Annotated in this window: 12 protein-coding genes; 1 reads left to right on the top strand and 11 read right to left on the bottom strand. The window is 35.6% G+C overall.

Annotated features, from left to right (window positions below; all coding sequences use genetic code 11):
• Nucleotides 1-118 precede the first annotated feature (118 nt).
• From bioV to BKH41_RS05955, 6 genes are read right to left on the bottom strand one after another with little or no spacing between them, the layout of a single operon-like run.
• Nucleotides 119-634 (bottom strand): pimelyl-ACP methyl ester esterase BioV, encoded by a 516-nt coding sequence (gene bioV, locus BKH41_RS05980; RefSeq protein ID WP_095297988.1) that lies wholly within the window; start codon nucleotides 632-634, stop codon nucleotides 119-121.
• Nucleotides 624-2297: an ATP-dependent metallopeptidase FtsH/Yme1/Tma family protein gene (locus BKH41_RS05975; protein WP_095297986.1), complete on the bottom strand. Its 1674-nt coding sequence runs from the start codon at nucleotides 2295-2297 to the stop codon at nucleotides 624-626. Before BKH41_RS05975 ends, bioV begins: the two co-directional genes overlap by 11 nt.
• Nucleotides 2287-3546: a tRNA (N(6)-L-threonylcarbamoyladenosine(37)-C(2))-methylthiotransferase MtaB gene (gene mtaB / locus BKH41_RS05970; RefSeq protein WP_095297984.1), complete on the bottom strand. Its 1260-nt coding sequence runs from the start codon at nucleotides 3544-3546 to the stop codon at nucleotides 2287-2289. Before mtaB ends, BKH41_RS05975 begins: the two co-directional genes overlap by 11 nt.
• A gap of 2 nt (nucleotides 3547-3548) precedes the next feature.
• Nucleotides 3549-5135 (bottom strand): mechanosensitive ion channel domain-containing protein, encoded by a 1587-nt coding sequence (locus BKH41_RS05965; RefSeq protein ID WP_257875428.1) that lies wholly within the window; start codon nucleotides 5133-5135, stop codon nucleotides 3549-3551.
• 2 nt (nucleotides 5136-5137) lie between these two features.
• On the bottom strand, nucleotides 5138-6181 hold the full coding sequence (gene aroB, locus BKH41_RS05960) for a 3-dehydroquinate synthase (RefSeq protein ID WP_095297980.1): 1044 nt from the start codon (nucleotides 6179-6181) through the stop codon (nucleotides 5138-5140).
• Between the two features lie 2 nt (nucleotides 6182-6183).
• Nucleotides 6184-7611, bottom strand: coding sequence for a TrkA C-terminal domain-containing protein (locus tag BKH41_RS05955; RefSeq protein ID WP_095297978.1), 1428 nt, complete (start codon nucleotides 7609-7611; stop codon nucleotides 6184-6186).
• A gap of 66 nt (nucleotides 7612-7677) precedes the next feature.
• On the opposite strand from BKH41_RS05955, the gene tgt reads away from it, so the two are divergent.
• On the top strand, nucleotides 7678-8808 hold the full coding sequence (gene tgt, locus BKH41_RS05950; protein WP_095297976.1) for a tRNA guanosine(34) transglycosylase Tgt: 1131 nt from the start codon (nucleotides 7678-7680) through the stop codon (nucleotides 8806-8808).
• Here the strand turns inward: tgt and BKH41_RS05945 are convergent.
• The 5 genes from BKH41_RS05945 to abc-f form a co-directional block, all read right to left on the bottom strand.
• Nucleotides 8805-10184, bottom strand: a complete 1380-nt coding sequence (locus BKH41_RS05945) for a methyl-accepting chemotaxis protein (protein ID WP_095297975.1) — start codon at nucleotides 10182-10184, stop codon at nucleotides 8805-8807. The genes tgt and BKH41_RS05945 overlap by 4 nt on opposite strands.
• Before the next feature lie 9 nt (nucleotides 10185-10193).
• On the bottom strand, nucleotides 10194-10859 hold the full coding sequence (locus BKH41_RS05940) for a Crp/Fnr family transcriptional regulator (RefSeq protein ID WP_180762756.1): 666 nt from the start codon (nucleotides 10857-10859) through the stop codon (nucleotides 10194-10196).
• A gap of 4 nt (nucleotides 10860-10863) precedes the next feature.
• Nucleotides 10864-10992 (bottom strand): hypothetical protein, encoded by a 129-nt coding sequence (locus BKH41_RS10130; RefSeq protein ID WP_257875426.1) that lies wholly within the window; start codon nucleotides 10990-10992, stop codon nucleotides 10864-10866.
• A gap of 66 nt (nucleotides 10993-11058) precedes the next feature.
• Nucleotides 11059-13620, bottom strand: a complete 2562-nt coding sequence (acnB, locus tag BKH41_RS05935) for a bifunctional aconitate hydratase 2/2-methylisocitrate dehydratase (protein ID WP_095297971.1) — start codon at nucleotides 13618-13620, stop codon at nucleotides 11059-11061.
• Nucleotides 13621-13763: 143 nt separating this feature from the next.
• Nucleotides 13764-15698: a ribosomal protection-like ABC-F family protein gene (gene abc-f / locus BKH41_RS05930; RefSeq protein ID WP_095297969.1), complete on the bottom strand. Its 1935-nt coding sequence runs from the start codon at nucleotides 15696-15698 to the stop codon at nucleotides 13764-13766.
• Nucleotides 15699-15916 lie beyond the last annotated feature (218 nt).

Below are 15916 nucleotides of genomic sequence, written 5' to 3'. Positions count from 1 at the left end.
GATGCCCAAGATTGGCATCTTTAAAAGTGGGATAAAACCTACTAAAGCTTGTTTTTAATAGCCATCAAAATCTACAATATTACTCTCTTTATTGTCTCTTTTGTTTATATTTGAAATCTTAAAATTTCAGGCAATGATTGGCAGATTTTATCAAACAAATCCTGCCATAAGGTGCAAAAAAATCAAGGGCATAAGAAGAATCAATAATCTTATCCTTTCCACCTAGATAGATTTCAATTTCAACGCCGTGATTGATTACCTCACGCAAGATTGACCCTTCCCAGACATATTCCAAAAGCTCTTCAAGCTCGCTTAAATTACCCAAACGGGTATAAGGCATTATCTTTTCATCTACTCCAGCTATACGCAAAAAATTTTCCACATAGCTTTTAGGATCCTTTTTAAAGGCATTGATTTGAAGTTTTTTGTAAGCTTGAGATTTATTTTGAAAAATTGCAGGAGAAAGCAAGATCAAGCGATTGACCCGTAAACACTCGCGTATTCTTTGGTAAGCCAAATCCATAGCTTTCTGTGCCCCAAAACTAAAGCCACAGATGTCATAAATACCTCTCTTGATGAGAAAAGATTCAAAAAGAACTTCCTCATTATGAAAACAAAACCCGCTAAAATACACGAATAATTTCCTTGATAGCATCCTTACTTAATTTTTCTTTTTCAAGCAATTTTTTAGCAAGCAAGAGAATGCTTTCTTTAGAGTTGGCAAGAAATTCGCGCTGTTCTTCATAAGCAAGCGTGAGGATTTCAGAGATATCTGCATCAGTAGTGATAATACGGCTTGCCATTGCGTATTCTTCGCACATTTCTTTGGCAATTCGGCGGGCTTTTTTGATGTCTTCGCAAGCATTCGTATGTTTTTCTCCAAAAATAAGCTCCGAAGCAATAATGCCACTTAAATAAACTTTTATTTTATTGTTCATTTCGCTTCTGCTTAAAACTTCTTTATCAATATCAAGAATAAAATCTCCTATAAGCGTCACTTTATCAAACTCAACATCAAGCCAATATGCACTGATGGCTTTGGCAGACTGATAAAGCGCAAGAATATTTTTTTCTTTTTCACTAAAACTTTGGATCTTTTTTTTGCCTAAGGCAACTTTATCTTTAGTCTCTAAAACATCTTTCAATTGAATGAGATCGCTTTCCCTTCTAAGGGCATTTAAGGCGCTTTCATTTACCAATGAAGCAATCATTGCCCCACTAAATCCCACGCACATTGCAGCGACTTGAGGCAAATCTAGATCGTGATTTTTATCCTGAAGATAAACTTGCAATATCTGAACTCTTTCTTCTAAATCAGGTAATCCAACATAAACCCGCCGATCAAACCTGCCACTCCTAAGAAGAGCTTCATCAATGACTTCGATTTTGTTCGTCGCTCCAATCACAATCACTCCCCCACTCTCTTCAAAGCCATCCATTTCAGTCAAAAGTTCATTGAGCGTGGCCTCTCTTTCATCATTACGATTGCCACCCCTTGCCTTACCAACCGCATCAATTTCATCAATAAACACAATTGATGGTGCCGTCGCTTTGGCTCGTGAAAAAAGCTCGCGCACACGCTTAGGTCCCATACCCACATAAATTTGAACAAAACTGCTACCACTCTGATAGAAAAACGGAACTCCAGCTTCTCCTGCCACTGCTTTTGCAATCATTGTTTTGCCCACACCCGGCGGACCAATAAGTAAAACCCCTTTAGGCAAAGAAATTCCTAATTCTTGATATTTCTTGGGATTTTTAAGATAATCAATGATTTCAAAAAGCTCTTCTTTAACCTCTTTAATCCCTGCGACATCTTTAAACCTTACTGATGAGTTGATGGGGACTCCTAACGAGTTAGCTTCTTCAATCTTTTCAGAACCCTCACTCAAGGAACTGGTTTTTGCAAGAGATGTCACAGAAAGAGATCGAGAGTTTTTTTTAAACGTCAAAAATAATGCCCTTACAAGGACCGAAACCCCGATCAATATTAAAATAAATACACCGATATCTGAAAAAATTTCACCAAAGGCGATATGATTTTTTAATTCTATAGGAATATTCTCAAGGTTTGAAAGCTTAAAGGCAATTTTAGCAGTTTTGTAGTATTTAGTTCCAGTGTCTAAATAGATATAATCATCATCAGCAGAAACGCTCTTAAAATTCCCACTTTTTAAAAATGTTTCAAAATCACTTGCACTTACAAGCTCAGAATTATCCTTAAATAACAGGAACACAACTAAAATCGTTGCAACCAATAAGCTGACAATTCCAATCAAGAGATTTTTAGATTTCAACGCTATTCACCTCATCTAAAACTTGATAATCTTTTGTTTCTAGCCATTTTGAGGCAAGAGGAACACGAGCACGTATTCTGATTTTGTTAAAATACTCATCTAGTCCGCTATAAACCCCATTTTCTCCACTCTCAACCAAAATACGAAGTGGTTTGTCTTGCTCTTTAAGATTTCTTCTAAAATCAAGATTTTTTGATTTTACCCAAGCATTCAAAAGATGTAGTCTTTCTTTAGCAACATTATGATTAACGACAGGTTTCATAAGGGCAGATGGCGTATTGGATCGAATACTATAAATAAAGGGATGTAGATGAGTCAAAGGCAAGGTTTTAGCATTTTCAAAAGCTCTTTGCCAAACCTCTTCATCTTCTCCAGGATGTCCTAGGATAAAATCCGTACCTAAAGCAAAGCCTTTTTGGGCGATACGCTCTAAAAGCTTGCAATCTTTTTCAAATCGATTGTGCCGATTCATTTTCTCTAGCATTGAATCTTCGGTATATTGAAGCGCGATATGGAGATGTTTTTCCAAAAAATCGCTGTCCAAAAGCTCTAAAAAATCCTCTCCGATTTGACTTGGCTCTAAGCTCCCTATACGGATGCGCTTTATTCCATCAATGCGCGCAATCGCCTTTATCAGCGCAACAATGTTACTTCCTCTGTCTGTCCCATAACTGCCGACATTGGTTCCTGTAAGCACGATTTCAGAAACGCCTGTATCACGTAACACTCTGACTTGCTCTAAAATTTTAGCTTCATTCATACTTCTGGCTTTTCCACGCACAGAGGGTATTATGCAATAACTACAGGCAAAATCACAACCCTCTTGAATCTTAATAAAAGCGCGCGATTTTCCGACAAATTCACTCACAATCGTCTCATCTAGATGCATTGCATTCAAATCATCATCATAAAAAAATTTCTCATTTTGAGTTAAAAAATAATCAATTTTTTCCTTTTGAGCGTGTCCGAAAACGCCAAAAACAATATCTTTTTGAAAAAGGTTTTTTCCCTGAGTTTTCACCCCACAACCAGTGAAATAAACTTTTTTGCCAATCGTGCGCAAACGATTGGCATAACTCCTCACACCACTATCAGCCCCGTTAGTCACAGTGCAGGAATTAATCACGACAATATCGGCACTTTCTTCGTTCTGGGCATAATCAAAGTTTTTAAGATTTTCTCTCATAACTTGGGTATCAAAAAGATTGGTACGACAACCAAAAGTTTTAAAAAATACCTTTTGCCTCATTCTCAATCCTTTTCTTCATCTTGGATCAAAGATGTTCCGGATTTGACAGGCTTATTCCCAAATCCATCGGTTCCATCTTTTATGAGTTTGGTAGTAGTATAGGAAATAAAAATATCGGGTTCTTTTAAGATATTTTCGATAATCTCGGTTGAAATCGTGCTTCGTAACGTCAATGTCGCATAAGCATTAGTCTGATACCAAACTGATATTTTGATCCCATTATTCTCAATCATACTGAATGTCTTTGGTTCAACGCTGTTATTCCTCAAAGAATACTTATCGCGCATTTTATTGAGTTGTTTGCGAGTAATTTCAGTATAGCCTCTCGAATATTTCGTTGCAGCATCAGAAGCAATTTCAAGAGCCTTTTTATAATTAGAATCAAAGGTAATGGTAAAATCAATCCCATCCCAAACAGTTTTCATTCCGCCGTGAGTGTAATTGGAAAACATCGTAGTAAAAATATAATTATTGGGAACAAAAACAATTCTACCTGCACGACGACTTTCCATATAAGTAGTTAGCGTAACATCCTCATACATCGTGATACGCAACATCGAAATATCAAGCACATCACCTACATAAACATTCCCATCTTTAGCAATACGAATACGATCGCCAACATGAACACTCCCACCGATGATAATCACAGACCATCCCAAAATGCTCATAAATAAATCTTTCATTGCTATCGCCAAGCCTGCAGAAGCAAAACCCAAAACTGCCACCAAATAAGTGACATTTTCCAAATAAGCAAATAAAAGAATCAAAATAATGATGCTGATATTGAAAAAGTTGATGATTTTACTTGCAGTATAAGCACGTTCGTTGTCGTGAATATAGCGACGCACAAAGACCTTTAAAATCAAAGCAAAACCAATGCTAATAAGAATAGCTAAACCAATATATATCAGCTTAAATATCTGTGTTTTAATCTGGTAAGAAATCTTTTGAATTGCTTCATCACTCTCTTTACTATAAATGTCTATAGTAGTTTTTAAAATATTTTGAGTGCTTTGAAGTTCAAATCTTTTGGTTTGAGTCTGATAGATCGCTTCGGCGTTTTCTTTGGATTTTTCTAAAGTATCAAGACTATTTAAAAGCGAATATTTTTTATCCAAATCTTTTAGAGCATTTTCAAGCACGCTTTGATTCTTTTTGAGGATTAATTTTTGATTCTCAAGGCTTTTGATGAAGGAAATACCTCCAATAATGGCGATAGGATTAGTTATATCGGGAATATTTTGAATCTGAGGTTTTTCGATCAATTCTTTAAAAGGATTTGTCCGATATTCTTCCAAAAGCTCTTTTTGGCGTTGCAACGTCTCAAGTCTATGGGTGAGTATGCTAATTTTAAACATATCAGGATTTTTAATACTTTTGAGATTCTTGAGTTCTTTTTGAATATTTTGGATTTCTGTATAAATTTGATTATAGGTTTCAAAATTTGCATATTTTTTAAGCCAAATATTATTATTTGAAGAAAGTTTTTTATCCAAAGCAGCGATTTGGGATTTGAGCGTATCAATTTCAGCAGGATTGGGCGTGGCATATAAAAAACCTATCAATAAAACAAATAAAAAAATAATTCTCACTTTTTACTCCATTTTTCCAATACCCTCATCACAACCTCTTTTGGTGCATTTTCGGTTATTATTAAATTTCCGATACCTGCAGGCAAAACGAACTTGATTTTTTGAAAACAGGATTTCTTGTCTAAAAAAAACTTATCATAAAACATTTGAATATCTTGAATTTTATAATCCAAATCCAAGCCATATTTCTTCAAAAGAGCAGCAATTTCAGAGGACTCTTCAAAACTAAGATAACCCAATGCAACAGCCAAATCATTTGCCATCAACATTCCAATGGCTACTGCCTCACCGTGCAAAAATAAAGAATAATTCGTTTCATTTTCGATCACGTGAGCAAAAGTATGTCCATAATTTAAGCCCGCTCTTACGCCTTGCTCTTTTTCATCAGAAGAAACTACTTTGGCTTTGATACGCACACTCTTTGAGATAGCAGTTTGTAAAGAATCAGGAGTGCTTAAATCGCAATTTTGCAACCAAAGAAAAAAATCTCTCTCAAAGCAAACTGCCATTTTAATGATTTCAGCAACACCTGCTCTAAATTCCCTTTCAGGAAGCGTAGATAAAAAGAAAGGATCAATATGGACGGCTTTGGGTTGGTGAAAAACACCTACTAAATTCTTGCCAAAATGATTATTAATACCTGTTTTCCCACCCACAGATGCATCTACTTGTGCCAAAAGCGTGGTGGGAATAGCAATAAAATCAATCCCTCTTTGATAAATAGCACTTGCAAAACCTGTTATATCGCTCACAACTCCCCCACCTAGAGCTATCATCAAAGATTTTCTATCAAGTCTTGAATTAAAAGCAGTTTCAAGAATTTGACCTAGTGTCTCAAAGTTTTTATAACATTCTCCATCAGGAATAATGCTGATATAAACCTCATCTGCAGAAATATTTTGGAGTAGCCTGTCCAAATGCAAGCCTGCAATTTTGGGATTGCTGATAATGAGAACTTTGCCTTGATGGATTATTTTTTGAAGCGAACCGATGAAAACAGGGTATTTAGCCTGTGAAGCATAAACAATTATTTCTTCCATCATTACTCCATAATCGGGATAAAAATTTGAGGGTTATTATCAAGCATAAAAGATATTTTTTCCACTTTTGTCGATAAAAACCAAAAAAATCTCGTGCGCGTGATGCATTCTTCAAATGGCAAAAACTGAAGTACGGGTCGTTTTGTTTCTTTTAAAAATAAAACAGGATTTTTGGAATTGGTGCGATTTACCCTAATTTTTTTATCAAAAATACGCGAAAGATTTTCATAATCTTGCGTGATCTGAACTTGATAATGTCCATCGGGTTCAAAATCATACAAAAGTACTTCCAAATTCATTTGAATGGAAATATCAAAGATAATCGAAGAAATGTTTTCCCCCTCATTCATCTCTTCATTGAGTACCACTACGCTTTCTTTGACCTCTTCTAAATCTCTTGAACTCGTCTTTAAAACGGGTGTAGCGATATTAAATAGAGCTTTACGCGAATGGCGGGTGTCAAAAATCTCTTTTCCTATCACAACCAAACCGATTTTTTTTTCACTATCTTCTTTGAGTTTGGTGATAAAATCCAATCCGCCATAGTCTAAAGATACGCTCACATCACTTTGATCCAAGCATTTTATCTTTTGAAGCAAGTCTAAATTAGCAGGGTTTAAAACCCGAATGTAAAGCTTGCCACTTTTTATATGGCGATGAAAATGCAATGCTTGCTCAATATCCCTCATAACAGCCTTTTCAGATTGCAAAAGCGTATCCACATAGACATAGACATCTCTGCCAAAAGGAGCGGGAAATTGACCAATATCACTTTTTATCTGGCGATAGACGTTATCTAAAACTTTAGGATCGCCTGCAACAAGCAAAATATCTCTTGGTTGGATTACCATCGAATAATTGCTCAAAAGAAACTCACCACGGCGATAAATCCCTACAATTTTATAATTTTTTTGCTGGATAGAGCCTACGTGACGATAAGCAAAAACGCTCCCGAAAGGAACGCCAATTTCCATAACTTCCCCTTGCTCCAATCCAAAACCTTGCGGTATCAAAGGAACATTAGGAAGCCTTGCTAATATCCTTCCAGCAATAATTTGAGCTTCCTCCATTAAAACCACTTTTTCATCTTCAAGAATTTTTGGGAGATTAATCTCATCTTCATAAGCACTCAAAACAATGCGGATATCTTTATACCTGCTTTTAATGATCTCATAAACGATTTCCCGCTCTTTAGGGTCTTCCATAATGATAAACACATCACTGACATCCGTATCCATTAAACTCAAAAGTCTGTAAGAAGAAGTTGGGTCAAAAACTTGAAAATTAAATGTGCTGGGGATTTTGACAGGAATGAAGCTTTCATCTTTTGAAACAACAATGTAGAGATTATTACTAAAATACTTCTCTAGCACTGTATTCAAAAACTTTTTTGCTACAATTCCATCAACAATCAAAACAATTTTTTTCAAAATACCCCTTTAAAATATTTTCCCTTGATTAAAAAAGCTTTATGATTATACCAAAAGGTTTAAAATATGAATTTCAGAATCGATGCTATTGATAAACAAGCGCGTGCTACCACCATCAAACTCCCACACTCCGAAGTCCAAACTCCTATTTTTATGCCTGTAGGCACGCAAGCGTGCGTGAAAGGCTTGGATGCTTTGGATATTAAAAATCATCTAGAAACCAGCATTATCCTTGCAAATACCTATCATTTATACTTAAGACCGGGTGAAGAAGTCATCAAAGCTTTGGGAGGCTTACATCAATTCACGCGATATAAAGGGAGTTTTCTAACTGACAGCGGGGGATTTCAAGCGTTCAGTTTAGGCAAAAATATGAAAAAATATGATGAGGGCATTGCATTTAAATCCCATATTGATGGAAGCGCACACTTTTTTACCCCTCAAAAAGTCCTAGATATTCAATATGCGCTCAACAGCGATATTATGATGGTACTAGATGATTTGATCGGTCTGCCTGCCCAAAAAGAAAGGATCGCTCTCTCGGTACAAAAAACCACTCGATGGGCAAAAGAAAGCTTAGAATATCACATTTCCCAAAAAAAACGCGGGCAAGGCAAGGATAATCGGCTATTTGCAATCACTCAAGGTGGGACGGACAAACAAATGCGAATTCAAAGTGCAAAAGAACTTTGTGCTTTAGGAGAATTCGATGGATATGCCATCGGAGGACTTGCTGTCGGCGAAGAAGCACAAGAAATGTATGAAACCATCGAATGTACAACAGAGCATTTAGATCCAAATAAACCCCGATATCTAATGGGAGTAGGCACACCTGAAAACATCATCGAAGCTATCGAACGGGGGGTAGATATGTTTGATTGCGTAATGCCTACGCGAAATGCTAGAAATGCAACCCTTTTTACCTCATCAGGAAAGATTAGCATTAAAAATGCCAAATATAAGCTTGATGATTCGCCCTTAGATGAAAAATGCGATTGCTACACTTGCAAAAACTATTCAAAAGCTTATCTAAATCATCTCTTTAAGGCAAATGAAATCACTTACCATAGACTTGCAAGTATCCATAATCTGAAATACTACCTCAACCTTGTCAAAGGCGCAAGAAAAGCGATAATTAAAGGAAAATTTTCTGAATACAAGAAAGAGTTTTACGCTCTTTTAAACCCTGAAAATTAATTGACTTTATCACTTTTTCCTTTACACAAAAGGCAATTTGTGTAAATGCAAATAGATTTGTCAATAGAATCGCTTAATTTTTCAAGCTTTCTAGCAATATTGATTAACTCATCACTCGATTGAATCGCGATGTATTCGCTCATACCAATTTGTTTTCGGATCTCTTCTCTATCTTCTTGACTGAAATTTTTTTCTTCTAAATGCTCCTTAATATCTGTGCTAATGTCAAGGATTTCATTATGAATCTGTTCGCTAAGTTGTTTGGCCAATAAAGAACTTTCTTTAGTCTTTTGAATGCGATTGATAAAATCATTAATATTTCTCTTGGCCTGGGCTAATTCGGTATTTTCATCAATCTGAATATTAGAAGTGCTGTTTATACTCAACTCTTTAAAGTAATTGACAAAATTCTTTATTTGATTCTTGACCCAAAAAGCTGTGAAAAGAAGTCCGAGAATTACGGATAAAACCATTATTACAGCAACATATTGGAAAATATTGAATATCCATTCAGTTTTACTACTTGCTTTCTCATAAATTTCATAAAGTTCTTTGAGATTTTGAGTGACCAAAGTTCCGTATTGCTTAGTGCGCTCTAAAGAGTTAAAAAGAGTGTTCTGATTGGCTATGACTTGACGGATATTAGTAGCATATTCCTGCCAAAAATCATAATTTGCCTTGATAGCATTATAGAGAGGTTTATTCTGTTTATAAGAAGAATGGGTATAAAAACTTGAAATAACGAAATTGTATTTTTCAAAACATTTCAAAAAATCCTTATAGATGCTTTCATCGTGACTCACATTATAAACTGCCAACTGATAGGAAATACGCTGGCTAAGCATCCTTTGCTTACCTGCAATGTTGATTTCTTCTTGAGAAAAATTTGCTTTGAGCATTTTTTTGACAACATCATCACTCATATCCAAAAGTTTTTTGTTATTTTCAAAAAGAAAATTTTTATTTTTGTACAAGCTTGTCGTAGCAATTTGATAGGTATCAATGCTGTTATTTAAAATCTGCCATTGGGTGCGTAAATCTTCAAAAAGCATTTGCGCCCTTTTTTTATCCAACCAAAAAAAACTATAAACCCCATTTCGATAATACAAAGCATTGAATTTTTCTTCAAAAATTTGTATTTCGCGATTGAGTTCATCAAAATTGCTGCTATTTTGATAATTGTTTAAAAACACTTCCTTAACCATTGTTTGAGACAAGCGTGTCTCAAAAGCAATTTGATTCAAGATACTACTGAGGGCAAGATTTCTTTTATTTAAGTAAATATTAATGATTATGACTAAAAAAACCACAACAAAAGCTACCACTGCGATCGCAGAAAGTCTTGAAGAAATGGGTCTCTTAAAAGATAATTTCATTTTTTCCTCTTATATTTTATAAATTTCTTGGAGTCTAATTTTATCTACAATCGTTACGTTTCCACCATCATCGGTCCCAATAATTTCATCTTGTTTGAGTTTCTTTAAAATTCTAGAGAGTGTCTCAGGCTGAATATTAAGCTGGTGAGCAATCTCTTGGCGCTGCGTTGAATTGAAACGATAAAGATATTTATCAAGCATATAGGCAAGCTTTGCCATCGCATCAAAAATAATATCACGATTGATGATTTGATTGAGTATTTGATTTTTGAAAATAATTTGCTTGGTTAGATTTTGAAAAAAAGTGACTTCGCGTTTAGCTGCTTCAAGGAGTTTTTTGGCATCAATGCTTAATATTTCACTATCTTCCAAAATAGAAGCATTTCCAAAGGTTTTAATTTCTTCAAAATCAATATCGTTAATAAGTGAAAAATCATCGTGATCATCGTGAGTGGAATGAATACTATAAAGATATTTTTTATTCCCGAAACGATCAAATTTATCAATGCTTACAGCTCCACTGAGTAAAAATAAAAATTGCTCTATTTTTTGTCCCTCATAAAATAAAATAAAATCCTTGGGATAAGATTTTATTTTACTGAAAGTATAAATTTCAGACAAAAAAGAATCGTTCATATTTTGGAATAAAGAAAGTGTCCTTAATTTTTCTATCAAATGATTAAGCTCCTTTATAATCATTTTTTAAAATAAAATCAAGGATATTTAAAATATCACCATAATCAGATGAATAGATTTTTGGAAAAAAAGATTTATTTTGAAGCTCGACAAACAAAAGTGATCTTAACATTTTATCTCCCTGTCTGCCTGATTCAAAAAAGAATTCAGGCGTTGATAACCATTACGATAAAATGAATTATAGACTAAAATCTTCCATCAAATTGAAATTCAAATATTTGTAAATATTTTCTTTCTTTCCTTGTAATTTTTCAGGTACTAATTTAAGATACTCCTGCGCGCTTGGTAATCTTCCCAAAAGCGCACAAACCGCTCCAAGTTCCGCACTTCCCAAATAAACTTGCGCTCCTTTTCCCATACGATTATCAAAATTTCTTGTAGAAGTAGAAAAAACAACCGCATTATCTTTAACTCTAGCTTGATTGCCCATACAAAGACTGCAACCAGGTATTTCCATTCTAGCCCCCGCAGCTCCAAATATAGAAAGATAGCCTTCTTTTGTGAGTTGTTTTTCATCCATCTTCGTAGGTGGGGCGATCCAAACTCTTGTCGGAGAAGCTCCTACTCCCTTGACTATTTCGCCAAATGCTCTAAAATGACCAATATTAGTCATACAACTGCCGATGAAAACTTCATCGATATGGTGAGGTCTTTGAGGGTTGGATAAAATTTCACTTAATGTCGCCACATCATCAGGATCATTGGGGCAAGCCAAAATTGGCTCTTTAACATCAGCCAAATCAATCTCAATCACAGCAGCGTAGTCTGCGTCCTTATCAGGTTGTAAAAGCACAGGATTATCTATCCATTCACGCATTTTATTTGCACGGCGTTTTAAAGTTTCTGCATTTTGATACCCATCTTGGATCATTTTTTCAATCAATTCGATATTGGAGCGCAAATATTCAATAATCGGTTCTTTATTGAGCAAAATACTGCAAGCTGCAGCACTTCTTTCCGCACTTGCATCACTTAATTCAAATGCTTGTTCAACCTTAATATCTCCTAAGCCCTCAATTTCTAAAATACGCCCGTTAAAAATATTTTTCTTGCCCTTTTTTTCTACGGTCAATAATCCTTGCTTGATCGCATAATAAGGAATGGCATTAACCAAATCCCTCAAAGTAATCCCAGGATTTAAGGTTCCTTTAAAGCGTACCAACACGGATTCGGGCATATTCAAAGGCATTGCACCTGTTACAGCAGCAAATGCCACAAGCCCGCTTCCAGCAGGAAAACTAAGACCTATGGGAAATCTTGTGTGGCTATCTCCTCCTGTCCCTAAAGTATCAGGCAAACACATTCGATTGATCCAAGAGTGGATAATACCATCTTTTGGACGAAGTGCCACACCTCCGCGAGAAGTCATAAATTCAGGCAAAGTAGCCTGCAAACTTACATCTGCAGGTTTTGGATAAGCAGCCGTATGACAAAAGCTCTGCAATACAAAATCTGAACTAAAGCTCAAACTTGCCAACTCTTTCACCTCATCTCTAGTCATCGCTCCAGTAGTATCCTGACTGCCCACAGTCGTTGCTTTAGGCTCACAATAAGCACCAGGACGAATCCCTGTAACCCCGCAAGCTTTACCAACAATCTTTTGAGCTAAAGTATAGCCCTTTCCGGTATCTTTAGGAATTTCAGGTTTGGCAAATACATCAGATTCTCCCAAGCCCAAAAATTTTCTTGCCTTATTTGTTAAACCTCTACCGATAATTAAGGGGATTCGACCTCCTGCCCTCATTTCATCAAAAATGGTATTGGGCGTAAGCTCAAAAGAACTGATTGTCTTTCCATCAAGCTCAATCACGCCCTTATAGGGATAGATTTTTATCACATCCCCTTCTTTCAAATTTTTGACATCTGCAATAATGGGTAAAGCTCCACTATCCTCGCAAGTATTGAAAAATATAGGTGCAATCACACCTCCAATCACAACACCTCCAGTTTTCTTGTTGGGAACATAAGGGATTTCGTGACCAAAATGCCACATAATTGAATTGCAAGCTGATTTTCTTGAGCTTCCTGTTCCAACAACATCCCCTACATAAGCAACAGGAATGCCTTTAGACTTAATGGCTTGCAGGCGTTTTTCGTATTCAGGCACACGACTTTTAAGCATTGCTTTAGCGTGCAAAGGGATATCGCTTCGTGTGAAAGCATCTGATGCCGGACTCAAATCATCAGTATTGGTCTCTCCATCAATCTTTAAAACACATATTTCCATCACTTCAGGCAATGCTTCCTTGTTCAAAAACCATTCTGCATCCGCCCAAGATTGAATGATTTCTTTAGCTAAAGGGTTGTTTTGGCTCAGCTTGGCTACTTCATCAAACGCCTCATACACAAGCAATGTATGTTTTAAGGCATTGGCAGCTTCTTGGGCTATTTTTTGATCTTTACTTTGAATGCCTTCGATTAAAAAAGCAACATTGTAACCTCCAAGCATTGTGCCTAGATATTTAATGGCTTCCAAAGCGGAGAAATCATCACATTTTATTTCTCCTTTAGAAACTTTTCCTAAAAATTCCGCCTTGATCTTTGCCCCTTCATCGACACCTGGACTTACGCGGTGGATCAAAAGTTCCTTTGCAAAATCCTTGTCTGACTTGGTGGCTGAAGTATTTGTCAAAATCCCAATAACTTCCTTTACCTGCCCCGCATTCAAAGGAAGCGGGGGAATCCCTTCGCGCTCCCTTAAATCTTGCGCTTGTTTGTAATCACTGATAAAATCTTGCATCGCAATCTCCTTATATTTTTAAGCCGATAATTTTTATTTTAGACGAGTATATAATAATCAAAATTTGCTTAATAATAAAACAATCGCAATGAAGCTCTTTTTGCTCAAAATGTATCAAATCGTTACATAAAATCTCTTGTCCTTTAACGCTCAAACGCCTGATGCTTTTCTTCTAATGCAAAATACCTTTGGATTTTACATTCCAAATCTTCTTTTGCCTTTTGCAAATCCAAAGCCATTTCTTCAATGGTTTTTAACGCATAAGTATCAGGATTTCCAAGAGTGTTTTCCAAAGACTTGATAATCTCTTCTAATTTTTCAATTTCAAAAGGAAGCACTTCAAGCTCTCTGGCTTCCTTGTAGCTTAACTTTGTCGCCTTTTTAGGCTTTATAGAGAGCTTTTGGTCTTTAAATTCTTTTTGCAAATCCTCATATTCCTCAAGTTCCTTACACATATCTAAATATTGACTATAATCTGTATAAATCTCCTCACAAATCCCCTCTCCCTTAAAAACAAGTAGCTTCTGGGCGATTTTATCGACAAAATAACGATCATGACTGACAAAAATCACTGCACCTTCAAAACTTCGCAGATATTCTTCCAAAATATTAATCGTCGCAATATCTAAATCATTTGTCGGTTCATCTAAAATCAAACAATCATATTTTCTTGCAAACAAGAGGGCTAAAGCAACTCTGTTTTTTTCTCCTCCACTCAAATAAGCAATCTTTTTATCCAAAAATTCCTTTGGAAATAAAAAATTTTTCAGATACCCAAAAACGTGGATATTTTTTCCCCTAACTTCAATATGATCGCCTCCATTGGGGCAAAAAGTCTCAAGCAGGTTTTTATCTTCATCAAGCATTTTTCTATGTTGGTCAAAATACCCAATTTTCATCTCCCCTCTTTTGATAATGCCCTCATCTTGCTCAATCTCACCCAAGAGAATTTTAAGCAACGTGCTTTTGCCACTGCCATTTTTGCCCACAATTGCAATTTTATCTTTTTGTAAAATTCTTAAAGAAAGATTTTTAATCAAAAATCTATCCTCTATTTTCTTAGAAATATTTTCACATTCAAAAAGCATCTTTCTAGCATTTATGCTTTCTTGGCGATTAAAATGCTTCTTTTCCCTTTCAAGCTCAAGGCGCATTTTGGCAATGATTGCAGGATTGCTCTTAGCTGTCTCTCTCATTTGCAAAACTCTGGCTTTCCGCCCTTCATTGCGTTTTCTTCTAGCTTGCACACCTTTTTGAAGCCACTCTTCCTCGCTTTTTAAGAGCTTAAGAAGATGTTCTTGTTCTTTGGCAAGATGATTTAAGATTTCCTCTTTTTTTCGTAAATAATTTCCATACCCCCCATCAAAACTCAAAAGTTTCCCCTCATCAATCTCTACGACCCTATGGGCAAGACTTTCAATAAAATAGCGATCGTGACTGATAAACACGACACTGCAAGCAAGATTTTTTATCATTTCTTCCAAAAACTCGACTGCCTGAACATCCAAATGATTGGTAGGCTCATCAAGAATCAGAATATCTGCATTTTTTAACAGCAATCCTGCAAGCGCTAAACGCTTCTGTTCGCCCCCACTTAAAGTATTTGCCAAACGATCAGAAATCGCTTTCATATCAAAACGCTCTAAAATTTCTTCCACCTTATTGTCCAAATCCCAAGCCTTATGTCCATCTATAAAACTGATAAGTTGGCCTTGTTCCTCTGAAATTTCGTTTTTAATAGCAGGATTTTGGGTCATTTCAAGATTGATCACTTCAAGTCTCTTGTGAGCTTCTTGAAGCTCTTTAAGGCTTTCTTGACAAACCTCTTTCACGCTCATTAAAGGATCAAAAATAGGATTTTGAGGTAAGCTTAAAATCTTAAGATTATTTCGAACAATACGCTCCCCGCTATCTTGCTCAATCTCGCCTGAAAGAATTTTAAGCAATGTGCTTTTGCCACTGCCATTTTTACCCACAATTGCAATTTTTTCGCCTTTATGAATCGAAAAATCAATATTTTTTAAAATCACTTTATAATCATATTGTTTGCAAATATCAAGCAAACTTGCCAATACCATTTAAAAACTCCAAATTTACTAAGATTAAATGAAAAATCATACCAAAATATAAATTGCTGCAAGATCAAATAATTTTTGAAAATCTCAAGTTTTATTATAAAATCTCATCAAAAAAAATTCTAAGTATAATAAAAATTTATCTCCTATATTCAAATGAATATAGGAGATAATAGCGTTATTTATTTTCCGTAACCTTATAACAATTTATACAATGATTA

It is taken from the genome of Helicobacter sp. 12S02232-10 (assembly GCF_002272895.1).
GTDB lineage: Bacteria > Campylobacterota > Campylobacteria > Campylobacterales > Helicobacteraceae > Helicobacter_J.
The sequence above is the reverse complement of the archived record's forward strand: the minus strand, read 5'-3'. Positions and strand labels throughout refer to the sequence as shown.

Excerpts from the sequence above, each read along its gene's own strand:
- BKH41_RS05945 (WP_095297975.1), bottom strand. The coding sequence starts at position 10,184 with ATGAAATTATCTTTTAAGAGACCCATTTCTTCAAGACTTTCTGCGATC.
- BKH41_RS10130 (WP_257875426.1), bottom strand. The coding sequence starts at position 10,992 with ATGTTAAGATCACTTTTGTTTGTCGAGCTTCAAAATAAATCTTTTTTT.
- acnB (WP_095297971.1), bottom strand. The coding sequence starts at position 13,620 with ATGCAAGATTTTATCAGTGATTACAAACAAGCGCAAGATTTAAGGGAG.
- mtaB (WP_095297984.1), bottom strand. The coding sequence starts at position 3,546 with ATGAGGCAAAAGGTATTTTTTAAAACTTTTGGTTGTCGTACCAATCTT.
- abc-f (WP_095297969.1), bottom strand. The coding sequence starts at position 15,698 with ATGGTATTGGCAAGTTTGCTTGATATTTGCAAACAATATGATTATAAA.
- tgt (WP_095297976.1), top strand. The coding sequence starts at position 7,678 with ATGAATTTCAGAATCGATGCTATTGATAAACAAGCGCGTGCTACCACC.
- aroB (WP_095297980.1), bottom strand. The coding sequence starts at position 6,181 with ATGGAAGAAATAATTGTTTATGCTTCACAGGCTAAATACCCTGTTTTC.